This is a genomic window from Terriglobus aquaticus, assembly GCF_025685415.1.
Taxonomy (GTDB): domain Bacteria; phylum Acidobacteriota; class Terriglobia; order Terriglobales; family Acidobacteriaceae; genus Terriglobus; species Terriglobus aquaticus.
Map to the genome: position 1 here is coordinate 625331 of NZ_JAGSYB010000001.1, position 21758 is coordinate 647088.

Sequence of the window (21758 nt, forward strand, 5' to 3'; positions counted from 1 at the left end):
TTCTCTAGACCAGGGATAATCCGCCATCGACGACGAGATTCTCTGCATTAACGAAGCTGCTCTCGTCGGATGCCAGAAACAAGACGGCTTTGGCGATCTCTTCCGGCTGCCCTGTACGCCCCGCAGGCGTCTTCGCAGAAGACTGCTTGGCATACTCTTTGATTTGTTCGTCGTTCATGCCCAGTCCGCTGTAGCCGGGGGTGATCACAACCCCGGGGCTGACCGCGTTGACGCGTATCTTTCGGGGCTTGAGGTCGCTAGCCCATCCACGAGCGAGATTCCGCACAGCGGCCTTCGATGCGGAATACATGCTGAAAGCTTCCATACCCTGGCTCTCGGTGATGGATGAGTTCAGGACGATCGAACCGCCGTCGTTCATGACCGGCAACAGCTTTTGAACTGTGAAGACAACTCCCTTCACGTTTGTGTCGAAGATCTGGTAGTAGTGCTCTTCCGTTACATCCGCGATGGGAAGAACAGTTCCCGCACCCGCATTTGCAAAGAGAATGTCCAGCTTCACCTTCTCTGCCGTCAGTTCAGCCGCCAGGCGGGTGAGATCGCCGATCTTAGATACGTCTCCCTGAATTCCTACCCCTAGAGGACCGATCTCCTTGAGAGCATCAGTTAGGGCTCCTTGCCGGCGTCCCGTAATGAAGACCTTTGCACCCTCTTGCGCCATCAGTTTGGCCGTTGCAAGCCCAATCCCGCTATTACCGCCTGTGATCAAAGCCGTTTTGCCACTCAGTCGTCCCATGTTCGTTCCTTTCGATCGTCCGAAATCCTAACCTTGCCTCTCTATGGATGAATGGCGCTTCCCGGCAGCGTGTCCAAACTTCCGCTTTTCAGCGGCCCGCTTCCAGCAGGCGTTCGATCGTCCTGGGAAAGGATGTGGCGGCGATCAAGCAGGGTAGGAGCCGCCGAAGCATAGTCAGACCGCTGGCGCTGACGCCGGTACTCCGTAGGAGTAACGCGCGTGAGCCGTCTGAAGATTCTGGCGAAGTGTTGCTGCGTCCGAAATCCGCATTCGGCAGCGATATCGATGATCGGAGATTCGGATTCTTCGAGGAGGGTTTTTGCCTTACATATTCGGAGCCGCAACAAATACTGGTGAGGTGACGTACCCGTGGAGCACTTGAATCGCTGCGAGAAGTAGGCAGCGCTCAGGCCAGCCTCACGGGCCAAGTCGGAGAGCTTCAAATTGCGGCTAAGGCGATCGGCGATAAACGCCAGTACACGGCGAAATTGCGAAGGAGAGAGGCCGTTCTCAGCTAGTTGAGCAGGAGGGACGCAAACTGGAGTAAGTGCAGCGTCTTCACGAGTCCCTTCAGTGACGAATGATCCGGCGCCGGGGTTGATAAGGAGAATGCGTACACGCTTGCCATCCTGCTCGATCCAGGCCGGTCCCGGAAGAAGAGCATTCGCACCGGCTCGGTGCACCATCGCAAGCGACGACGGCTTCCGCGACGCGTCCTGTATGAGGAAGAGCTTTCTCTTTTGGGTTGGTGCAGTGGAATTGGCGGCCTGGTGATGTGTGCATTCGCGCATGCCTACCTCACTTCTGAGCTCACCGTTCCCTGCGGGAATCAATGGCTCTTATGTGAAGGTAGACTTCGCGCGGTTTGTCTAAAACCACACAAACTTCAGGTATCCCCTATAGATTTCTCTAGGTTTGAGCAGTCAGTGTCGCTCTCCGCGGATGAGGCGAGCGATACGGACCCAAATCGAAGGTCGTGCGTTCTCCAAAAGACGGGAATGGGGCACGCGGAGCAGCACTTCTGTGCCTTCTCCGGGCGAGCCCGTGAATGTCAGAACAGCACCGAGGAAGCGCGCTCGCTCTCGCATCCCGGCCAAACCATAGTGCCCGAGACGCCCCTCTTTGACCAACTCGGACGCGATACCGATGCCGTCATCCTTTACTTGGAGTTCAAATGCTTCTCCGTATGTCAGAAGGACGTCGAGGCGTGTCCCCTCAGAATGTAAGCAAGCGTTTGTGATCGCTTCGTACGCGATGCGATAGACTTCCTCTCGCACACATACCGACATCGCAGTAGGTTCACCAGCTACGTCCAGCGCGGTAATGATCTTGCTCGACAACGCACAGTCGTCCAGCGCATCTTCGATGAGACTCGCAAGCGATTGCTGCTCGATAACGGGAGTGCGGAGAGACCGCAGTGCAGTCCTGCCCTCTTCCATGGCATTTCCGAGCCAGGTCGATAACAGCTGCACGCGGGGTTTCGCTTGATCGTGCTCGGACATCTGCACCAGCGCCGTGTCCGCAAGCATCTTGCTCCCTTGGATGGTTTGAAGGAGCGTGTCATGGATATCCCGCGCGATCCTCGTCCGTTCAGCCAGCCGCTCATCGTAACGCGCCTGCGCTTCCCGGCGGATCTGACGAATTCTGAGTCGATACGCGAGGACGATGACAAGCGAACCCAAGGCAGCACAAAGCGCAAGGAATGTTTTGGTCTGATACCAGGCAGGAAGGATGGTGAAAGAAAACTGGGCCTCCTTGCGGCTCCAGTTGCCGTCTGCATCTCCGCTCACCACACGGAAGGTGTAGCGTCCGGGGCGCAGATCCGTATAGAACGCATCTCGCAACGTCGTCGAGTCCTGCCACTCCTTATCGTGACCGTCGAGTCGATAACGAAATCTCACTCGCTCCGGTATCGCCAAAGCTGGAGCCGTGTACTTCAGGTCGACGTCACGCGTAAGGGCAGGCAGGTTCACTCCGGAAACTGCCGCCTGTTCCACATGGCGAGCCACAAGAGCGTCGATCTCTGCGTTCGGTACTGCTGCCGCATGCTGTGCGTGGCTGGGGTCAATCTCCTGGACATCTGTCCCGTTGGCGAACCAGAGCCGCCCGTCAGTCGACCGCGTAAGACGGGGAGCAAAATCCGCCCCATTCGGAAGGGCACCGTCGAAGATATCGAAGAGATGCGATCTGACGCTGTATCGCGAATCAGTTTTGAATTTCGAGAGCTCCGAGTTCGAAATGGATATCACGCCGCACTCGGAATACACCCAGAGATTGTCTAACTTATCGAAGACGACCGAGAAAACGTGGTTGCATGGCAAACCGTGTGACTTGTCGAGAAACCGGGACTCCTGACGGTTGAAGAGTTCAACGCCATGGAATGTACTGGCCCATCTGGACCCATCTTTCGCAAAAGCGAAGGAGGTTCTTTGAATCACCGTCTTGGGTGTCCACGTCTCAGTCGATCCGCGCTGAAAGTGAACGAGAGGTGTTCCATGCTTCCCACCATCGATGAAGATCCCGCCGGCCGGGTCAGCAACGATGGCGTCCGGGTCAAATCCGAGAGGCTGAACTTCGAGCGCACGCGATGCGGATGAAAGGCGAAAGAGCGCGTAGGGTCTTCTGCTAGCCAGCACCCACACGTTCTGTTCAGTATCCTCTTCGATCGATACGACAGCGCCGGTCGCATGGCCTTCACTGTCAAGAACACGCGTGAACCGGCCCTTCTCAAGAACATACAGGTCGGCATCAACTCCAACCCAGAGACGCCCCGCGTGATCTTCGAGAAGCGCCGTGACTCGCTGTCCGGGTAGACCAGTCTTAGGGGAGTAGTTGATGGCCTTACCGTCGCGCAACAGGCTCAAGCTGCCCTTGTTCCCGACCCAGACCCCACCTTGCAACGAGGCTGCAACCGAATGGACCGAGTCGCTCCCCAGACCCTCGGTTGTCGAAAATGTCGTTACGGCGAGGTTCCGAAATCGATCCAAGCCCTTCTTTGTTCCTACCCAGACATCCCCTTCGTCATCCTCGAACAGGCTGGAGACGGCATTGCCACTCAGCCCGTCGCTCTCTCCGAAGCGGTCGATCCCGTCTTGCCTGATCCGGAACAGTCCCTTGTCGGACGTGCCGACCCAAACCGTTCCGTCGCGGTCAACGAGTGTGGAGGTTACGCTCCAATCGCTGCTCGATATGGGATCACTGTAGGCGTCATGCCAAATGCCGTCTTTGAGGCTTTGCAAGCCGAGCCCCGCCCCGGCTCTTGTAATGCCCACGAGCATGCTGCCGTCCGCACGAGGTGTGAGCGATTCGATTCCATTCGAGGTTTCCGCAGCGCTCAGTTCTGGATGAGGAAACTCTCGAAAAATTCCCGAGTGGTCACGGAGGAGACGACTCCCGCTTGCCACCCACAGATCCCCCTTCGCGTCAGCTGCGAGGGCCTCGGCGTAAGGTAGCGTCACGCCATCAGCAGCAGTGAGGCAATGAAACTTACTTCCCACAACTTCGCAGAGCGGGCCAGAAGTGGACCGCGACCGCGTGAACCAGATTGTTCCATGCACATCCTGACGAATGCTGTTGACGTGCACATCGGGGCCTTGAAGCTTCTCAACCTGACCACTACGCAGGTGGAACAGAGATTGTCCCGTTCCGAACCAAAGACTTCCGTCCTGAGCGGCTTGGAGCGCAAGGATGGTTCCACTCCCGACCTGCGTGAAACGAACACCGTCGTACTTGAGAAGACCGTTATCGGTCGCTATCCAGAGAAAGCCATCGGCTGTTTGCGTCACGCCGTTCACGGCACCCTTGAAGGCGCCGTCGCGGATACGCCATGCTGTATGCCCCAATTGCGAAAGCTGTGCGTCAGACTCGAGGGCCTTGCTCGAAACACCACCCGCGAGCAGGATTGCCACCGCAATGCATTGGAGACTCTTCTTCACCAGCTTCAGATCTCCAATAGGCCACGCCGAAGCGCGATCATCACCGCGTGCGTACGATCGTTCGCCTGTAATTTCTGCGAGATGTTCTTGATGTGAAAATTCACGGTTGCTTCGGCGATTCTCAGGTCAGAAGCTATCTGTTTGTTTCGGCGGCCATCGCGTATGAGCTTCAGCACCTCTAGCTCCCGGTCTGTGAGCCTTTCCTCTCCAAACCGCTCGGCCATTCGTGCTGCGAACTCAGGCGGCACGTGTTTCGTTCCGCTGTAGACCGAACGAATCGTAACGACGAGCTGTTGCATGGGGAGACTCTTCAAAACATAAGCAGAGGCGCCCCCGCGCATCGCTCGACGTACGTCCGCATCGTCCTCAGAAGTCGTCAGGATGATGACGCGCGCATCTGGGTTCAACTTCCGAATTTCCGCCAAAGTCGCGAATCCGTCAGTTCCAGGGAGCCTCAGGTCCAAGAGGGTGATGTCCGGGGCATGGCGTCTGTACTGCTCTAACGCCTCAACGGCGTTTGAAGCCACTGCGGCGAGCTCCATGTCTGGCTGAAGGCTGAGCACCGCACGGAGACCTTCGCGGAAGACCGGATGATCTTCTACGCTGAGGATCCGAATTCGGGGCGTCTCGTCCATGGCAAGGTTTTATGCAGCGCTGCTTGCGTTGCAGTGCCAGTTTATCGCTCGTCGAAAGATGCTGTCGTGTCACGCGTGGACATTCAAAGCTCTAGCAAAATCCGTTCGGATGCCTTCCAGAGGCGACGTGTCTGAAATGTCTAGCTTGTGTCCAAAACTACCGCGAAGTGTGCACACGATTCCTTGAAGGCCTCTTATACGACTAAGCCGTGTTAGCGTAGCGCAAGCTACGAGCAGAGCGCCAAAGGATTGCAAGAGGTCCTTGCGCTGGAGCCACATGCCGAGTCCTGAATGTTCCGTTCATTCAAAGACACCCTGCCGAGCCGGCGAGAGATCATCGTCGGCGCCGTCGCTGCAGTGGTCGGACTTCGTTACACGAAAGGCGATTCCCCGGTGAAAAACAAACTCACTCTCGTTGTACGTTTCCGCATTCCCGAGCTTCAACAAGCAGAGTTCTTCGCCAAAATCCGCGAGGTCTTCACTCACATCGTTCAAGAGAACACTTTCATCGAAGCCTCTCTAGTGCAGGACATGCGGGACCCTGAAAGCATCCTGAATTACGAGGTCTGGGACGAGACGCCTGATTCCTTCATGAAGGATCAGATGAAAAAGGACTATCGCGCAGCATTCGAGAAGATGATCGTCGATCTCAAGATCGAGCGGACTCCCGCTTGGTATTCAACGATTGACGACTGGAAGCGTGAGTAGGCTGCGGGGTTCTCATGAGCACAGAACTCGAGTGATGTGGAACGGAGAGTCCGGGCTCTTTCGTTGAGGAGCAGGTCGAGGCGATAGCCGTGGCAAGCTGAGCTTGGATAAGGTCGGCCGTTCGTGAGGTGAACAGCAGATCGAGCGATCCCTTCGAACCGAAACCGAGCTTCTGGACACGTTCGATGAAACAGATCCCATTAGAACAAGAGAGGTCGCAGCTGGCGGCCCTGGGGATCCAATGCAAACTATTCTCAACAGCCTTCCTGCACAGGAAGGCGTTCGTTTGATCAAGCCCGGTGAAGGAAAGCCCTTCGATCTGGGCCCCGTCCACTTCCAGTGGAAGGTTCGCGGAGAGGATAGCGCTCACGCTTACACGATGTTCGAGCTCCATCTGGCTCCCGGGGGCGGGGTTGATCTGCACAGTCATGCTTCTCCCGAAAGCTTCTATGTGCTGGAAGGTCAAATGACCTTCTTCCGCGTGACGAATGGGACGCAGGAAGCCTTCGTATGCGGTCCCGGGTCGACGATCGTCATCCCTCCGAATGCTCTTCACGCCCTCTTCAACAAGAGCGCTGCCGGTTGCCGGTTACTGGACGTTTCGACGGTTTCTCACCAGCACTTCTTCGATGCCGTACAGGCGGCCGATCGAAACGAGAGCTTTGCGTCCCTCGAAGCGAAAGCAGCGGGAGCTCGCTTGTCAGAGATCGCTCGCAAGAACGAGATGTATCTCGCTCCATATGACGTCCACACGCAGAAGGAGACCGAGTAAATGAAGGCGCTTGAACACACCGCGAGAGTATTTGAACGGACTGTCACCCTTGATTCGACGGTCGCCTATATGGGCAGCATGATGACGTTTCTTGCGAAGGCCTCTGAGACCGATGGCCGCTTTGCTCTGATGGAGTACTACACCAAGCCTGGCAACGAGCCTCCACCACACATCCATGACCGAGAACACGAGATGTACTTCGTGCTGGAGGGCTCCATGCGCTTCTATTGCGAGGACAAGACGATGGACATTAGCGCGGGGGACGTAGTCTTTCTGCCTCAGGGGAAGGCGCACGCCTTCAACTGCCTTTCTCCTCAGGTACGCACCTTGATCCTTGTAGCAGCTTCAGGGGAGGGCTCGGTAGGACTCGACACTTATTTTCTGACGGTGGGTGAACCGACTCGGAGCATGTCACTCCCAGGTCACGCGGTGACATACGTAGAAGAAACCCCGGAGCGGGCGATCAGGGCCTGTAACGACAACGGAATTTATCTGATGTCTGCAGAAGAGACAAGGAAGGCGTTGCCCCAGTATCCGGGCTTCGGCGTCCGGCGCGATGAGGGATGAAGATGACAGATCAGCAGAACATATTTGAGATTGAACGCTTAGAGGACCTGCGCTATACGGCGATGCTAAGCCAGGACGTGGAAGCGCTCGATGTGCTGTTGCACAACCGCCTGCTGCACGTGCACTCCACGGGCAATCAGCATACGAAGGGCGCATATCTCAACGGATTGAAGAATCGCGAATGGGTGTACCAGCAGATCGACCGCTTTGACCAAAACATCGTTCTGCAGTCTGATACCGCACTCGTCTTCAATCACCTCCTTCTACGCCTGGAGTTGAAGGGACAGCGGATGCAACTCCACAACCAAGCACTATCGGTGTGGATTCGAGAGAAAGGCGCATGGCAACTCATCGCAATGCACTCAGGCTTAGAGCCGTCAGAACCGAGATGACCTTCGACAACCCGCGATAGATAGAGCCGTAAACGAGCTGACGAGCGGAGCACTCAAGACGAGTGCTTCGCAGTCGGAACCCAAGTAAGGACAGGACCCAGCGAAGACGCTGGGGCTGCGCGGTTTGCCCGCGCGAGAAGGAGGCACCACCATGCCAAATACAGAGAAGCAGCAAAGTCCCACTGCATACTCCCGCGAGGTAGGAGTCGATTCCACAATCAAGTACATGGGCCAGGTGATCACCACTTTGGCGAAAGCGACCGAAACCAATGGACGATTTTCTCTCATGGAAGTGAAAGTCCGACCGGGTTTAGAGCCGCCCGTGCATATCCATGAGCGTGAACATGAACTGTTCTTCGTGATTGAAGGTTCGGTTCGCTTTTACACGCCCGAGAAGACCTTTGATGTACATGCCGGTGGGGTCGGATTTCTTCCGCAGGGTAAAGCTCACACGTTTGCATGTCTTACCGACGAACTGCGTGCTCTCATTCTGGTGGGAGCAACCGGCCTAGAGACGGTCGGCATGGACGGCTATCTGCTGCAGATGGGTGAGCCGGCTCAAGACATGGATGTTCCTGACCCATCGACGATCGCACCGATCGAAAATCCTACCGAGGTCATCAAGGCCGGGGCCTCCTGGGGCATCCGCTTCCTGTCCCCCGAAGAAACGAAGACCGCGCTGCCGGAATATCCAGGCTTTGGTACTCGCGTTTCTTAAGCCCGGCACCAAGGAGTTGTTATGACTGAACATAAGGAGTTTGTACTCGCTGGCGTGGTGATGAAGCAGCAGCTTTCCGGTGGGGACACAAACGGAGCGTTTTCTCTCTTTGAGAATCGCAGCAGCGGGCAATCGAAGACGCCAATCCACGTGCATGCAGACGATGATGAAACCCTCTTCATCATCGAAGGGGAGATGAAAGCGATCATCGCGGGCGAGGAACAGACGATCAAGGCTGGTGAGTCAATCTTCCTGCCTCGTGGCATACCTCACCAGCTCATGAATACAAGCGGATACCCATCGCGCTACATGTTGCTTTGCACACCCAGCGGGTTTGAAGGGTTTCTATCGGAAGGTGGTCACCTGAAGGAGCCAGACGAAGTGGTGGGGCCACCCACGCCAGAAGATATCGAGCGCCTCAAGAAAGCGGCCCCGAAGTTTGGCATCACGCTTCTGCCAGGTTGGTAGATCAAGCAGTCGAAGTCGAGGCATTACCGCTTCGATGTCCAAAAGGTTCGTCTAGCAAACTTGACATTGTTCCTCCTCACCAAGAAGCGATAATCGCTTCTGCCTCGTAACGCGTGGACCAAGTTGCGAAATGGCTCCGTTATCCTCGGGAGACTACCTCGACTGAGCCGTCGATCACCTCGATGGTGGTCTGATCATCGATGGCGTAGACCGGCGCAGATAAACCACGATGCTGACGAAGTCCGCAAGCTGGCGAGTGAACGCTTCGACTCGCTGCTCCAGTCGGGCGAGCGATGCTTCAATCTGAGACCGCAACAGTGTCTTCGTGCGGTCCTGGCTGAACTGCGATGCAAGCTCGCCCATAGTCCCCGACGGGTCGGAAAGCAGCATTGCGAGCGCGGAGGCGAAGCCCCGCTTCGACCGTGTGCCTTCGAGCAGCAAGACGTAGAAGATCTCGATCTGATACAGGGAATCCTGCCTCCGCGCAAAGAGTTCGCGGCGCTGGTCAATAGCGGTTGCGACGACTGGGTTGTCGTGGTGCTCGAAGGGGACATCGGGGCGATTCCGCTTCATCAGGTACTGGTAGACATGGAAGCCCGGACCGAAGGCCTTCAGCGCAGCTTCCAGGCGCTTGACCGCATACTCCTGCTCGCCCGTGTCCAGGCTCTCGTAGTCCACGCCTTCGACCCTTAGGACCATACCGAGGTCGCCAGTCTTTGTTAGGAATGTTCGCTCATTCCAGAAGCCGTACAGGTTGATATGGTCGTTCAACGCCGCAGCTTCTCTCCACGGTTTCAGCACTCGATCAATACGGAACATCAGCGCACCTCCACATGGGGAACAGCTTGTTTGTGGGCGTCGAAGCGCACCTTGTATTTCTCGGATCGAGCCAGGATCCGGAGGAATGCAGGATCAGCGTTGGCCACCCATGAGCCGAACGCGAATCCGCCAACAAAACGATGATCCCGGCGAGCAGCGAATTGAAGAGGTTGAACGCTCCCACTGCGGCCACGGCGATGAAAAAGAAGAGTGTGCGCTCCACACCCAAGTAGGTGAGCGGCTTATGCAGGCTCTTGTAGACGCGGTTACGTCTTGGCATCGGTTTCGATTGGTCCTGCATAAGCCCTCCTTCTTTGCGCGTGGAATGAAAGCGAAGCGATCTGCTTCAGGCTCCCCAGAGCCAGGACAGGACGTTCGTCGCGAGCACGGCGATTCCCGTGCCAGCGGCAACGCCGGCAAGGCTCTTCTTGGCTCCCGGTTCGCCGTGGGCGAACTGATAGCCGCCGATCACAATCGCGATCAGGCTTGCGACCTTCGCAATCGTCCCGGTGAAGAGGGTCTGGATGGATGTGAGACCGGTATCAAAAGGCGAACCGGACTGCGCGTGTGCCGCCAGTGGAAGAGTGATGAAGAGGAGCAGCAGCGTGGATGCGACCTTGACGATCCGGGCTGTCGAGGCATGAGGACGTGTATGGCGGAATCGAATGCGGTAGGACATCGGCATCTCCTTCGACTGGCTTCAGTCGGGTATGTGCCAACCTTAGGCGTGGTGCCAATGTCCGTCTAATACTTGTTATGAATGCCGCATTCGCTGACAGAGATGGTGAACTGCGACCGAGAGCGATTAGCTCGCCTCAAATAGCGGAAGTCCTGCGGATGAGGGACTCCCTTTATGCCTCCGGTTATCCCGCCCGTACGGGGCTGGTGACGGTGGCTTCTTGAGGACGGGTGTGCAGTTGAATTGCCAGCTTCTTCTGCGGATTTCGCGCAACAGCAAAGCCAACGCGGGATGATGAGCAGAAGGTCGCGCGATGAGAGCCGTGTCTATCGTCCAATCTGCTCCATGGATAGGCCGCGTCGTGAGCCCCGACATGAGTGTGCGGCCACGGCGAACAAGAGCGTAGCACTCGCCCTCGTGAACCATCCATTGAACGTGCTCACGATTCTGCGTGGGATGGCACACTTTAGGCGTCACATTGAACCGGCACAACATCTCGAGAAGGCGCGCGTGCGCGCGGGGATGAACCTGCGGATATTCGAACAGTCCTAGACGGCCGTTTAGCTCGTGTGCCGGTATGGTCTCCAGGTCTGCAAGTGGATCATCCGAACGCATGCAGACAACGAGAGGCTCTTTGTCTACGACGTAGGTACTGAGTTCAGGCGAATCTTCGAGCGGGAGCGTGATGAGAGCGGTGTCGAGCTCTCCGCTCCTCACGCGCAGTTCGAGGTTCTCCAGATCGTCCACATCACACTTCACCTCACTCGTAGGCATGAGCGCGCGGATCAGATCGACCATCGCATGCAGCAGTTTCTTTTCGACGAGTGAGGAGAAGCCGATGCGCAGCGCAGGTGGTGTTCCCGTACCCAGTGCCAGCATGATGTGGATGGTTTCGTCGCGAAGGTGAAGGAGTTCCTTCGCGCCCGCCACGAGGACCTGACCGGCTGCGGTGAGCCTGGCGACTCCGTCCCGGCCGCGGATGAAGATTTGCACGTTGAAGTATTCCTCCAACTGCTTGATCTGCGTGCTGAGCGAAGACTGCGATGTGTGTAAGTGGTTCGCTGCGGTGGTGAAGCGCTCTGCGTCTGCGATCGCCTCAACGTACTTAAGGTGGCGAAACTCGAGGAAGTCGAATGTACTCATTGGGGGCTCCCATACTCAGTGATTGGGTGCTCGCGCCAAGGCCCGAAGACATTCAGTAAGTCAAGGACGACATGCCTCATTTTCCACAGGGGTATCTTTGTCGTCAACCATCTACGCGGACGATCTTCCATCTATGTCAACGATCCGGGCATCGTTATCAGGTATTAGACAAGACGAGTAAGTGCGAGCAACCTCTGATTACCAAGAGTTCCGGAGGTTTCTCGATGTTCCCAAAATGGAACGATAGCTCTCAAAACACCAGCCCAGACGCCCTCGGTATGCCGAAGAAGCCGCCATCGAGTGTCTTCGTGCCTGAGCCGCTGATCGACAGCGAGCAGGCGGCAGCCATCATTGGAATCCACCCAAAGACTCTGCAAAAGATGGCAAGAGCCGGACAGATCAAGGCTGTACACGTCGGCAAGCTATGGCGTTTCCGCGCCTCGAACATCGAGGAATGGATCAACGGGCGTCTGGCGAGCTGATCGATACAGCCGCTTTATTCAGAGCTTCGGGCGTCTTTGGCTGCAATTATTCTGTAGTCAGTCAACCGTGCCCGCCACCCGAAAGGAGTAGATATGAGGCGAGCACGATATCAGCAAGGAAGTTTGCAGCGCGAGAAGCGGCAACGTTCAGGGGAAACTGTCTGGGTCTTCCGTTGGCGGGAAGTCCAGATGGACGGAACCAAGAAGTACCGCAAGGCAGTGATTGGAACCGTCTCGGAATACAAGACGGAGTCCGAAGCGCAGAAGGCGGCCGACGCGCTGCGGCTGGAAGTGAATGAACAAACACCTCGGCAGATGCTCAAAGCAATCAGCTTCGAAACGCTGGTTGAGCACTACAGGCAACACGAACTACCGGACATACTGAATGGGACCAGGCCGCTTGGTAGCGAAGCTGGGGATGACGAGCTCCGAAAGTCGTACTCCACTCAGGTCACCTATCAGGGCTACTTGAACAAGTGGATTCTTCCACGGTGGCGATCGTATCGGTTGACTGACGTGAAGCCGGTTCAGGTGGAGCAATGGTTGAAGTCTCTGCCGTTGTCCAAGGGATCGAAGGCGAAGGTCAGGAACATCATGAGCGCTCTTTACAGTCACGGGCAACGATGGGAATGGGTTTCTTCCAATCCGATTCGCCACGTCCGTCAGAGTGCGAAACGTTCCCGAATTCCGACGGTGCTTTCTCCGGAGCAGATCAAACTGTTCCTGGAAAAGCTCGTTGATCTTCCGAAGACGGCTGTTCTCCTCGGAGCTTCTACCGGCCTTCGGGTCGGTGAGATTCTCGGGCTGAAGTGGGAGGACGTGGATTTCGAGACTCTCGAACTCCGCGTGACCCGCGATGTCGTCAAGCAGCGGATCGAGCGTTGCAAGACCGAAGCGTCGCGGAAGCCGGTTCCTATCGGTGCAGAAGTTGCCGAGATCCTGTTCGCGTGGCGTTCGCGCTGCGCATACAACCAGCCGGCGGACTGGGTATTTGCCAGTCCTGCGAAGAAGGGGAAACAGCCGTACTGGCCGAGCTCGATCTACCGGGTGTATCTGAAGCCCGTGCTTGAGGACGATCTCAAGATCACGGACCCGGTCGGCTGGCACACGCTACGGCACAGCCTTGGAACCCTGATGAAGGCCAACGGTGAAGATGTGAAGACGATTCAGGAGACTCTTCGCCACGCCAACTTCAAGGTCACCATGGATGTGTACACGCAGGCTGTGACCGAGGTGAAACGCAGTGCCCACAATCGTGTCGTGAGACAGATTATGGGAGGCGGGACGCATGGGGAAGAAGAGTAGTTCAAGAGGCTCCGGAACCCGGAAATCCTTATTGGACCTTTTTGAACCCATGTTTTTGGGGAGCGAAGCTCGTAAGTGCTTTATTTTGTTGGCGTCCCCGACGGGATTCGAACCCGTGTTACCGCCGTGAAAGGGCGGTGTCCTGGGCCACTGGACGACGGGGACGCACGCCAGGCACAAAGCCACTTCGTCTAAGCTACCTGCCTTCAGACTCTCTGTCAAAGGCAATGGTTTTGCTGGCAGGAAAGTGCCAGGCACGGAATCGGTGGGTTGCAGCAGCAAAGAGAGCGTGCCACACTGGAGAGGCGCCGGGATGGCGGAACTGGCAGACGCAGCGGACTCAAAATCCGCCGACCCTTGCGGTCGTGGGGGTTCGACCCCCCCTCCCGGCACCAACAGCACTAAATCCAACGTCCTCTTATTAATCACGGAATCGTGGCAAGGCAAGAGCCCCAGGCTCCCTATCTGTCGGCAACCCAGCCGACACGTCTCCCGTGCTGAAGTGATCGATTCCCCCTGTAGTCATCAGACCTCTTCAGCACGGGATGACCAAGGCCTGGGAGCCGAGGGTCTACGTGCGAGAGGGAGTATAGGCGAGCCAAGCTGAAGCTCAGCTTAAGAGTGAAAGACTACAGCATTCGCATCAGATCCATTCGCATCAGATCGGAAATGCTGTACCGGAAGTCGCCCACAGATTTCGTGAGGACAGGGAACTGCAGATCCTACGCGGGTCTTTGTCGTGTGGTGTGGTCCTCATCCGTCTGCGGGCCTCTTCGGTGTCTTCTCTACTCGGGAGAAAGCTCTAGAAGCTGTAGAGGCTGTTCGCGGGCGGCCATGGACCGGCGTCCCGCACGACATGGATTCGCCTATTACGAAGAGGCGACGCTCGATCTCTAGCGACGACTGGCAGTCCTGATCCGTGTGCCGTTTTCTGCATATCTACACCTCTGTAGGAAGAGGGACCGCCGGATGCCTCGAGATCTGGCCGCCCTTGTGCAGCGGGAGTTCATTTGCAGGTTTGCTGCGTGTAACGCAAGCACGCTAAATACATTGTGAAGAGCTCCAGCGAGAGCGGGACAAACATCATTTTGCGCGTGTTGCGGTTCGCTGTGGAGTTGCACTGCATTTGCGCTCCACATTGACTCCTGCCCTCCTGTGGTCAGTTCTTTACATCGCCGCCTGCGTTGTGAAACGCGCGATTACTTTGACCTTCCGAAGCAATCTACCTATGGTTCAAGAGCAAACGAATCCTCTTTGAGGTTAGCGATGCACCGCTTCCGACTGCTTCCTTTTGCTTTGATGGTTCTCTGCGGCGCGCTCGCAAGCAGGGCACAGTCAACGCAGAACCTTGCACCACATCTGCTACTCACGGTCCAGGATTTTGCCCGTGTGCAGGTGCTGGCGAAGCGGCAGCCGTGGGCTGCAGAGCAACGCGACCTGATCCTGAAGCAGGCGGCGGAGTATCCCGCTGCATACGAGCAGGAGTTCGGCCTGACCACACCTGAGATTCCGCCAGAGGGTGGGCAGTGGCTGCACTACTATGCTTGCCCGCAGACAGGGACGAAGCTGGTGTTCCATCCACCGGCGGACCATGTTTGCCCGGATGATGGCAAGGTATTTCAGGGCTACCCGTATGACCAGGTGGTGTACATGCTGCGGGCAGATGCGCTGGGCCGTGCGGCGCTGTCGAGTGGGCTGGCGTACCGACTGGCTGGAGACCGGGTAGCGGCCAAGCATGCGGCAGAGATTCTGCTGGGCTATGCCGACCGGTATGCGACGTATCCGTTGCACGATAACAATGGAAAGCAGAGCGATTTTGGTGCGCGGGTCTACTCCCAGACGCTAGACGAATCGATCTGGTTGATCGACATAACGTGGGCGTATGACCTGGTGCGCGGTGCCGGGGTGATGAACGCGGAAGAGCGGCAGCATGTTGAGAACGATCTGCTGCGTGCCTCCGCGGCGGTGGTGGGCCGGGCGAACGGTCCGACGGACAATATCAATTCGTGGATCAATGCGGCGGTGGCGGCGGTTGGATTTGAACTGAACGACCATGCGCTGATTCAGCAGGCTATCGACGGGCCGCGTGGCTTCCGTTTCCAGATGAAAGCATTTGTGGTGGACGGGTTCTGGGACGAGGGCGCGTGGGGGTACCAGTTCTATGCAATGCGCGCGCTGACCCGGACGGCACAGATGGCAAAGCAAGCCGGCATCGACTTGTGGAAGCAGGAGCCCGCGCTAGTGGCTCTGTATGGATCTCCGCTCGGCGTAAGCTTTCCAGACGGCGAGTTGCCCGCCTTCAACGACACAACCCAGAACAGCGTGTACGCCTATTCCAATCTGTACGAAGTGGCGTTTTCAGCAACGGGAGATCCGGTATTTGCGGCGGTTGCGGCCAAAGGCGAGAGGAAAAGCCGAGAGGCCCTGTTGTTTGGCGCGGAAACTCTGCCCACAGCCAAGCTGCCTGCGGCGAAGAGCCAGGTGTTTCCGGACGCGGGCTACGCCACGTTGCGAGCGCCCGGCATCACGGACGTGATGAAGTTCGGACCGCATGGCGGAGGCCACGGCCACTTCGACAAACTAAATCAGATACTGTTTGCGGACGGTGCGATCCAAGGCGTAGACCCCGGCACGCAATTGTATGGTGTGCCGACGCACAAGACCTGGGACAAGCAAACGGTAGCGCACAATACGCTGGTGGTGGATGGGCGTTCGCAAAGGCAGGCGACTGGCAAGCTGCTGCAGTGGCAGAGCACGCCCCAGTTTACAGTTGCAGTGGCGGATGCGGGCGCGGCTTACAAGCAAGCCAAGCTAACGCGTGCGCTGTTGATGACGCCCGAGTACCTGCTTGACATGGAGGACGCACGCGCGCAGGACGGGGCAGTTCACACTTTCGATTCGGTGGTGCATAACTTCGGCACAGAGCGGCTAAGCGTCCCCACGGCGCCGGGGAACGCTCCCGGCACCCAGGACGGGTATGAGCTGCTGACTCAGAACCTGGAGGCGCATCCGAGCGGCCCCTTCACTGCAACGTTTACACGCGAGGATGGAACGTCGTTGCGGGTGTTGGTTCCGGCCCTGCCGGCCCTCCAGGCCGTCTACACGGGGATGGCTCCAGGGCCCGACCTTCGCAAGCCGCAACCCTATTTGCTGATGCGACAGCAGGGGAGTGCGGCGAGGTTTGCGGCGTTGTATGCGCCCTCATCTACAGGAGCGGCCATCGATACGGTTGTGGTGAATGGTGACACCATCACCGTGCACAGCCCTACGTGGACGGACACGATCCGCTGGAGCGACCGCGTTACCTACGAGCGCAAGGCGCGGTGAAGTGACCGCTAGCCTTTGATTGCCCGGACGGCAATGCAGTCGATGGACACCGCCGACCCTGCCACCGAATGGGCATGCAGCAAAGCCTCAAAGGCCTTGGGCAGAATGCCTCCGTTGACTGCCTTCAGGCGCTGCTCCAGTTCGGCTCTGCGGTCGGCGTCGCCCAGGAAGCGGATGGCGGCGTCGGTGCCTTCGAGGCGAATGCCTTGGACGATCATGACGGAACCAGGCGCAGCGGTATTGGGCAGAAGGCTGATGGTCGCGTAGTCCTCTCCGGACTCACCTGTTACTTCCATGACGGTATAAGCCTTCTGCTCTCCCGGCAGAGGTGCGCGATTAGCTACGTAGCGGGTGCTGCCCGGCACCTGGACGAGCGGGAAATTGAGGCGGCTGTCGTAGAGTTCCACCCACGGGTTTGAGGTTCTGGAACCGATAAAAATAACGTCGTCGCGCGAGAGCATGCTGGAAGTCAGATCCTTCGCGGAACGGAAGGCGAGATTGCGCCAGGACGGACCCGCGAGCCCGGCGAGCACCGCGGCGGCGTGGGCGTCGGCCATGGAAGTGATTTGCGCAGACTCGAGATAGCGCAGCAGAGGCGCGTCCCGGCTGTCTGCCTTTGCAACCAGTTGGTGCATGCGGTCGCGGTGGATGTAATCCTCGAGTGTGAAGTCTCCGTTCCAGAGCATGCGCATGGAGTAGCTGGCGTCCGCGAGCACCACGGTCGTCTGCTTGTCCGCATGGATCACCTGGCTTAGCGGCCAAGGCGCGTTGGCCTCCGGGGATGACCCATGCAGGGCGCGGTACCATCCAGCGATTCCGACCAGACAGGCGAATGCAAGAAGCGCCCAGGGAAGCACGCTCTTCCAGCGTGGCTCGGCAGGGGTGTGCGAACGTTCTGGAGGAAGTACAGCGGCCGCCGAAGGCGCAGGCTGCTCCGGCGCTGGTGCAGCATGGAACGTGAGCGCGTAACCGCCTTTGGGCACTTCGACCACAATGGGCTCGTCTCGCCCGGTGGACTGGTAAAACTCGTGGAGACGCAGCCGCAACTGACGCATGTAGACGCGGACGGAACTGTCGTCTGCGGGAGTGAAGTCTTCGGTTTTCGCGAAGACGCTGCGGCCGATGGCGTGCTCGGTTAGCGCTGCTTTGTCATTGTTGAGGCTGTGCCTGGCCAGGTAGCGGATGAGCGGAGGGAGCCTGCTGGATTTTTGGAAGGGTTCGCTTGTGGCGATGCGTTCCACAAGTTGGAGACGTGGGTCGTCGTCCAGGATCCGATGCTGCCCGTTTCCATGTGGGTTCCGGCTGCGCTCGGACGGGCTGCTGGACTCAGGATGCTCCGACTTGTCCACCGTCAAGGCCTGGTCTCTACTCGCCATCGCACTCCACGTTCCTAAGTTGCTGACGTTACAGCATCGCAAGAACGGCTGACAAGCCGGGCGGCGGAGCCAGCCGATGTGCCTGCGCAACATTCGCGAAATCTGCTGATAACAGGCCTTTCACAAAGATTTATCGGGCTAATCACTTGTCAGCAGTTGTGCCAGTTGGCGACGGTTGGCGGGCTTCGAAACAGACGGTGAGGGCACCCTAGAGTGCCAACCGGAAGAAGCCCAAGCTCTTCAGGAGACAACCCCCGATGTTCTCAAATCGCCGCCTCGCAAGCGCCGCCGTGCTGTTGGCCGCCCCGGCCGCCCTGTTTGCCCAGGACACTACGGCCCGCCTCTCTGGGACCGTGACTGACTCGACTGGGGCAGCGGTGCCGAACGCCACGGTTTCGCTGTTCAATCCGCAAACCAGAGCTGTGATCTCGCATGTGACGAGCGACGACCAGGGCCGGTATACGGCGCTGCAACTGCCGCCGGGAACCTACCGCCTTGTTGTGGAAGCGGCGGGCTTCCAGAAAACAGAGACCACGGTGGAGCTAAGCGTGGCCGCGCGCGTCGAAATGCCGATTGCGTTGCAGGTCGGCAGCGCTGGCGAGACCGTAATCGTTACAGCTAAAGCTGAGGAACTGAACCGTTCCGACGCTACGGTTAGCACGCTGATCAGTCCCAGTGATGTGGAAAATCTTCCGCTCCCTAACCGCGAGATCACCAACCTGCTGGCGCTGGCTCCCGGCGTGGTTTTCGGTCGGACGGCGGGTACGGACGTCGTCAACTCGGCGCAGCTCTCGATCAACGGCAGTCGCACCCTGAACACCGAAACCCTGCTGGACGGCAACTCTGTTGTGGAAGGCGTAACAGGCCAGATTAGCCGGCTGCCTTCACCGGACATGCTGGGGGAATTCCGCATCATCACCGCAGACGCTCCTGCCGAGTACGGTCGTACTTCCGGCGGTGTCATCACCCTGATCACTCGCAGCGGCACCAGCAAGTTCCACGGCGGCATCTACGAGCTGTTTCGTAACGCCGTCCTGAACGCGAACACCCTGGCAGACAAGCTGCAGACGCCGGTGGTGAAGCGCCCTGCGAACAACTACAACCAGTTTGGCGCAATTTTGAGCGGTCCCATCTACATCCCAAGGTTGTACGACGGTAAGGAACGGACATTTTTCTATCTCAACTACGACCAGACGTTACAGCGGGTCGCTTCGTTCCAGACGCAGAGTGTACCGTCCGCAAGCTTCAGGTCTGGCGACTTCAGCACGTCACCAGTCATCGTTTACGATCCGCTGACGAACAGACCCTTCCCGAACAATCAAATCCCTCAGAACCGGATCGATGCCGCGGCGGCGCGTTTCATGAGCATCATGCCGCTGCCCAACACGCTTGGAACCTTCGACAACGTCAGCAACCGGTACACAAACAACTACGTTTTTCAGAATTCAGTGCCTTACGTTGCGCCTCGCTACTCCGGTCGCGTCGATCACTCGGTGGGCGAGAAGCTGCGGCTGTACGGCAGCGTGAACCGCTGGATTGCGAACAGCTTCGCGGCTCTTGCCTTCAACAATCCCATTCTTGCTACGTCTCCCGGCTGCAGTTGCGACCAAGGGTGGGAGGCCTCCACGGGCGGCACGTACACTGTCACGCCGACGACCGTGGTCGACATCCGCTTCGGCTTCAATCGATGGGTCGAAGAGCGTGGTGCGCCTAGCCTCGGAACGGACCCGTCGCAGACTGTCGCCATTCAGCGCTACTCGTACCATGAGACCCCCAACATCAACATCAGCAGCTACAGCACCTTTGGCGCAACGAACGGTTCGACCAGCCAAACCTATAGCAACACCTATACGCCCTACGGCTCAGTCACCAAGGTGTTGGGCCAGCACACGATCAAAGCGGGTGCTCTGCTGCGCAAAGACGAAGTCAACGTCTTCAACACCGGATCGTCGTTCCAGGGTTCCTACAGCTTCACGGGCGCCATTACCGACATCACAGGCTCCGGCGGAAAGGCGACAAACGGTCTGGCGGACTTCCTCCTGGGCGCGGTCAAGACTTCGAGCTACGCCATACCGCAACCGCTGCTCGGACGCCGCAACTTCAACGTGGGTGTGTACGGGCAGGACGATTGGCGCATCACTCCCACGCTCACCGCAAACCTGGGCGTGCGCTATGACTACGAGTCGCCGATGTATATCGCGACCGATCGCTACAGCCGCTTTGACAACGCGACAGGTCAATTACTGGTGGCGAACAAGAACGCCTCACGCACCTTGAACATTACGAGCGCCAAATTGAACTTCGCACCGCGCATCGGTCTGTCCTGGTCGGCACACCCGTCTACCGTCGTTCGTGCAGGCTATGGCACGTTCTACGGTCAAATCATGTCGAACCTGGGCGGCCAGGTTTCCTTCCCCGGTTATGATGTCCCGGTCTCCTTCAACAACCTGGGCACGCGTGTGGCGCAACCGTTCACTCTTAGTCAAGGCATGCCACTCACGGGTGTGCAGGATCTGAACAATCCCCAGGTAGCGCTCGCAAGCGCTTCGAATTCCAACCCCTTCAATGCGGGGGCGGTTTCGTATCAGAGCATCAATCCGCTGAGCCTGAATCAACAGTGGAACGCGAGCGTGCAGCAGTCGTTTTCGGGCACAGTCGTTGAGATCGGGTATGTGGGCAGCCACGCTGTCCATCTGCCGCTCTACCTGAACGCGAATCTACCGGCATTCAATCAAGCCACTGCCGTTGCTTACGCGAACACTACCGTCGCCACCCAGAACGCGCGGCCCTTCCCGACGCTCGGCACCCTAACGGGTTCGTACAACGTGGGCGATTCCAGCTACAACAGCTTGCAAGTCACTGCACGCCGCCGCTTCGGGCAGGCCTTCTCGCTTCAGAGCTCCTACACGTGGTCGCACACCATTGACGACGGTTCGGGCATCTTCAACTTCTCGCAGGTGAATGGCTTGAACGCCGGTCAGTACCCGTCCGATCCGGTTCTTCGCAAGACACAGGATCGCAGTAACTCGGCATATGACGTGCGGCATAGCTACACATTGGCCGCTCAGTACCGCACACGCGGACCATGGTTCACGCGCAACATCGAGATCAGTCCCATCTTTTCGGCGCGCACGGGCTTTCCACTGACCATCACGCAGACGAATGAGTTTCCGGGTGTGAATAGCCAACGGCCAAACGGCGACAGCTCACAGCTGAAGATCAGCCCGTATCGCAACGGCTCGGGCATCCAATACTTCCGACCGACGAGCGATCCGAGCTTTCCGTTATCACCAAGCGGGCCGGTTTTCATCGGCACCGGCGCAGCTCGGAAGCAGGTCGTCGCGACGGGTCTGGGCAACGTGCCGCGTTACAGCGTGCGAGCGCCGGGAGAGATCAACTTCGACCTATCCGCCTCGCGAAGCTTTCCTCTGTACAAGGAGTTCGCCTTTGTCTTCCGCGTAGACGCCTTCAATGTGCTGAACCACAACAATCTGGCGAACCCTGGAACCTCGCTGGGGCTGACGACGGATGCGACGCACGCCTTCTTCAACGCGCCGAGCTTTGGCCTGATCACGGGATCTACCTCGAATCGCTTCCTGCAGATCGTGACTCGCCTGAACTTCTAACTTCCTCCAGGCTGCGGCATCTCATTGCCGCAGCTCTTTTTCTTACTGGAAC

General features: G+C 57.9%; 19 protein-coding genes and 2 tRNA genes. 11 read left to right on the forward strand and 10 right to left on the reverse strand.

Annotated elements, in window-relative coordinates:
- Window positions 1–4: 4 nt before the first annotated feature.
- The 4 genes from OHL12_RS02710 to OHL12_RS02725 all read right to left on the reverse strand — a co-directional run bounded on the left by OHL12_RS02710 (window position 5) and on the right by OHL12_RS02725 (window position 5324).
- Window positions 5–754 (reverse strand): SDR family oxidoreductase, encoded by a 750-nt coding sequence (locus tag OHL12_RS02710; protein WP_263412304.1) that lies wholly within the window; start codon window positions 752–754, stop codon window positions 5–7.
- Between the two features lie 41 nt (window positions 755–795).
- Window positions 796–1545, reverse strand: coding sequence for a helix-turn-helix domain-containing protein (locus OHL12_RS02715; RefSeq protein WP_263412305.1), 750 nt, complete (start codon window positions 1543–1545; stop codon window positions 796–798).
- A gap of 132 nt (window positions 1546–1677) precedes the next feature.
- Window positions 1678–4689 carry a sensor histidine kinase gene (locus tag OHL12_RS02720; protein ID WP_263412306.1) on the reverse strand — a complete coding sequence of 1004 codons (3012 nt, stop codon included), beginning with the start codon at window positions 4687–4689 and terminating at the stop codon, window positions 1678–1680.
- Between the two features lie 5 nt (window positions 4690–4694).
- The gene (locus tag OHL12_RS02725) at window positions 4695–5324 is read right to left on the reverse strand and encodes a response regulator (RefSeq protein WP_263412307.1); all 630 of its coding nucleotides are present in this window, start codon (window positions 5322–5324) and stop codon (window positions 4695–4697) included.
- A gap of 291 nt (window positions 5325–5615) precedes the next feature.
- On the opposite strand from OHL12_RS02725, the gene OHL12_RS02730 reads away from it, so the two are divergent.
- The 6 genes from OHL12_RS02730 (at window position 5616) to OHL12_RS02755 (ending at window position 8949) form a co-directional block, all read left to right on the forward strand.
- Entirely contained in the window at window positions 5616–6032 is a 417-nt protein-coding gene (locus OHL12_RS02730; protein WP_263412308.1) for an antibiotic biosynthesis monooxygenase family protein, read from the forward strand.
- A 241-nt stretch (window positions 6033–6273) separates the two neighbouring features.
- Window positions 6274–6804: a cupin domain-containing protein gene (locus OHL12_RS02735; RefSeq protein WP_263412309.1), complete on the forward strand. Its 531-nt coding sequence runs from the start codon at window positions 6274–6276 to the stop codon at window positions 6802–6804.
- Entirely contained in the window at window positions 6805–7371 is a 567-nt protein-coding gene (locus OHL12_RS02740; protein ID WP_263412310.1) for a cupin domain-containing protein, read from the forward strand.
- A gap of 2 nt (window positions 7372–7373) precedes the next feature.
- Window positions 7374–7763, forward strand: a complete 390-nt coding sequence (locus OHL12_RS02745; RefSeq protein WP_263412311.1) for a nuclear transport factor 2 family protein — start codon at window positions 7374–7376, stop codon at window positions 7761–7763.
- Window positions 7764–7914: 151 nt separating this feature from the next.
- On the forward strand, window positions 7915–8481 hold the full coding sequence (locus OHL12_RS02750) for a cupin domain-containing protein (RefSeq protein WP_263412312.1): 567 nt from the start codon (window positions 7915–7917) through the stop codon (window positions 8479–8481).
- Window positions 8482–8502: 21 nt separating this feature from the next.
- On the forward strand, window positions 8503–8949 hold the full coding sequence (locus tag OHL12_RS02755; protein WP_263412313.1) for a cupin domain-containing protein: 447 nt from the start codon (window positions 8503–8505) through the stop codon (window positions 8947–8949).
- A 174-nt stretch (window positions 8950–9123) separates the two neighbouring features.
- Here the strand turns inward: OHL12_RS02755 and OHL12_RS02760 are convergent, their stop codons facing one another.
- The 4 genes from OHL12_RS02760 to OHL12_RS02775 all read right to left on the reverse strand — a co-directional run bounded on the left by OHL12_RS02760 (window position 9124) and on the right by OHL12_RS02775 (window position 11590).
- The gene (locus OHL12_RS02760; protein ID WP_263412314.1) at window positions 9124–9768 is read right to left on the reverse strand and encodes a hypothetical protein; all 645 of its coding nucleotides are present in this window, start codon (window positions 9766–9768) and stop codon (window positions 9124–9126) included.
- A complete protein-coding gene (locus tag OHL12_RS02765) occupies window positions 9755–10069 on the reverse strand; it encodes a hypothetical protein (RefSeq protein WP_263412315.1) in 315 nt (104 codons plus the stop codon). Before OHL12_RS02765 ends, OHL12_RS02760 begins: the two co-directional genes overlap by 14 nt.
- A 45-nt stretch (window positions 10070–10114) precedes the next feature.
- The gene (locus tag OHL12_RS02770) at window positions 10115–10447 is read right to left on the reverse strand and encodes a TrbC/VirB2 family protein (protein WP_263412316.1); all 333 of its coding nucleotides are present in this window, start codon (window positions 10445–10447) and stop codon (window positions 10115–10117) included.
- Between the two features lie 126 nt (window positions 10448–10573).
- Window positions 10574–11590: a LysR family transcriptional regulator gene (locus tag OHL12_RS02775; protein ID WP_263412317.1), complete on the reverse strand. Its 1017-nt coding sequence runs from the start codon at window positions 11588–11590 to the stop codon at window positions 10574–10576.
- 278 nt (window positions 11591–11868) lie between these two features.
- Here OHL12_RS02775 and OHL12_RS02780 point away from each other — a divergent pair, with 278 nt between their 5' ends.
- Window positions 11869–12072, forward strand: coding sequence for a helix-turn-helix domain-containing protein (locus tag OHL12_RS02780; protein WP_263412318.1), 204 nt, complete (start codon window positions 11869–11871; stop codon window positions 12070–12072).
- Between the two features lie 189 nt (window positions 12073–12261).
- Window positions 12262–13377: a tyrosine-type recombinase/integrase gene (locus tag OHL12_RS02785; RefSeq protein ID WP_263412319.1), complete on the forward strand. Its 1116-nt coding sequence runs from the start codon at window positions 12262–12264 to the stop codon at window positions 13375–13377.
- 89 nt (window positions 13378–13466) lie between these two features.
- Here the strand turns inward: OHL12_RS02785 and OHL12_RS02790 are convergent.
- Window positions 13467–13542 (reverse strand) — tRNA-Glu (locus OHL12_RS02790).
- A gap of 142 nt (window positions 13543–13684) precedes the next feature.
- Here OHL12_RS02790 and OHL12_RS02795 point away from each other — a divergent pair.
- Window positions 13685–13772: transfer RNA gene (locus OHL12_RS02795), tRNA-Leu, on the forward strand.
- Window positions 13773–14766: 994 nt separating this feature from the next.
- On the forward strand, window positions 14767–16704 hold the full coding sequence (locus OHL12_RS02800; RefSeq protein WP_263412320.1) for a heparinase II/III domain-containing protein: 1938 nt from the start codon (window positions 14767–14769) through the stop codon (window positions 16702–16704).
- An 8-nt stretch (window positions 16705–16712) separates the two neighbouring features.
- On the opposite strand, the gene OHL12_RS02805 is transcribed toward OHL12_RS02800, so the two are convergent.
- Window positions 16713–18080, reverse strand: a complete 1368-nt coding sequence (locus OHL12_RS02805; RefSeq protein WP_263412321.1) for a hypothetical protein — start codon at window positions 18078–18080, stop codon at window positions 16713–16715.
- Between the two features lie 257 nt (window positions 18081–18337).
- Here OHL12_RS02805 and OHL12_RS02810 point away from each other — a divergent pair, with 257 nt between their 5' ends.
- On the forward strand, window positions 18338–21706 hold the full coding sequence (locus OHL12_RS02810; RefSeq protein WP_263412322.1) for a TonB-dependent receptor: 3369 nt from the start codon (window positions 18338–18340) through the stop codon (window positions 21704–21706).
- Window positions 21707–21758 lie beyond the last annotated feature (52 nt).

Bases quoted from the DNA above. Each gene is read 5' to 3' on its own strand.
- OHL12_RS02710 (WP_263412304.1), bottom strand. From the start codon at position 754: ATGGGACGACTGAGTGGCAAAACGGCTTTGATCACAGGCGGTAATAGC.
- OHL12_RS02715 (WP_263412305.1), bottom strand. From the start codon at position 1,545: ATGCGCGAATGCACACATCACCAGGCCGCCAATTCCACTGCACCAACC.
- OHL12_RS02725 (WP_263412307.1), bottom strand. From the start codon at position 5,324: ATGGACGAGACGCCCCGAATTCGGATCCTCAGCGTAGAAGATCATCCG.
- OHL12_RS02730 (WP_263412308.1), top strand. From the start codon at position 5,616: ATGTTCCGTTCATTCAAAGACACCCTGCCGAGCCGGCGAGAGATCATC.
- OHL12_RS02735 (WP_263412309.1), top strand. From the start codon at position 6,274: ATGCAAACTATTCTCAACAGCCTTCCTGCACAGGAAGGCGTTCGTTTG.
- OHL12_RS02740 (WP_263412310.1), top strand. From the start codon at position 6,805: ATGAAGGCGCTTGAACACACCGCGAGAGTATTTGAACGGACTGTCACC.
- OHL12_RS02745 (WP_263412311.1), top strand. From the start codon at position 7,374: ATGACAGATCAGCAGAACATATTTGAGATTGAACGCTTAGAGGACCTG.
- OHL12_RS02750 (WP_263412312.1), top strand. From the start codon at position 7,915: ATGCCAAATACAGAGAAGCAGCAAAGTCCCACTGCATACTCCCGCGAG.
- OHL12_RS02755 (WP_263412313.1), top strand. From the start codon at position 8,503: ATGACTGAACATAAGGAGTTTGTACTCGCTGGCGTGGTGATGAAGCAG.
- OHL12_RS02760 (WP_263412314.1), bottom strand. From the start codon at position 9,768: ATGTTCCGTATTGATCGAGTGCTGAAACCGTGGAGAGAAGCTGCGGCG.
- OHL12_RS02765 (WP_263412315.1), bottom strand. From the start codon at position 10,069: ATGCAGGACCAATCGAAACCGATGCCAAGACGTAACCGCGTCTACAAG.
- OHL12_RS02770 (WP_263412316.1), bottom strand. From the start codon at position 10,447: ATGTCCTACCGCATTCGATTCCGCCATACACGTCCTCATGCCTCGACA.
- OHL12_RS02775 (WP_263412317.1), bottom strand. From the start codon at position 11,590: ATGAGTACATTCGACTTCCTCGAGTTTCGCCACCTTAAGTACGTTGAG.
- OHL12_RS02780 (WP_263412318.1), top strand. From the start codon at position 11,869: ATGCCGAAGAAGCCGCCATCGAGTGTCTTCGTGCCTGAGCCGCTGATC.
- OHL12_RS02785 (WP_263412319.1), top strand. From the start codon at position 12,262: ATGGACGGAACCAAGAAGTACCGCAAGGCAGTGATTGGAACCGTCTCG.
- OHL12_RS02805 (WP_263412321.1), bottom strand. From the start codon at position 18,080: ATGGCGAGTAGAGACCAGGCCTTGACGGTGGACAAGTCGGAGCATCCT.
- OHL12_RS02810 (WP_263412322.1), top strand. From the start codon at position 18,338: ATGTTCTCAAATCGCCGCCTCGCAAGCGCCGCCGTGCTGTTGGCCGCC.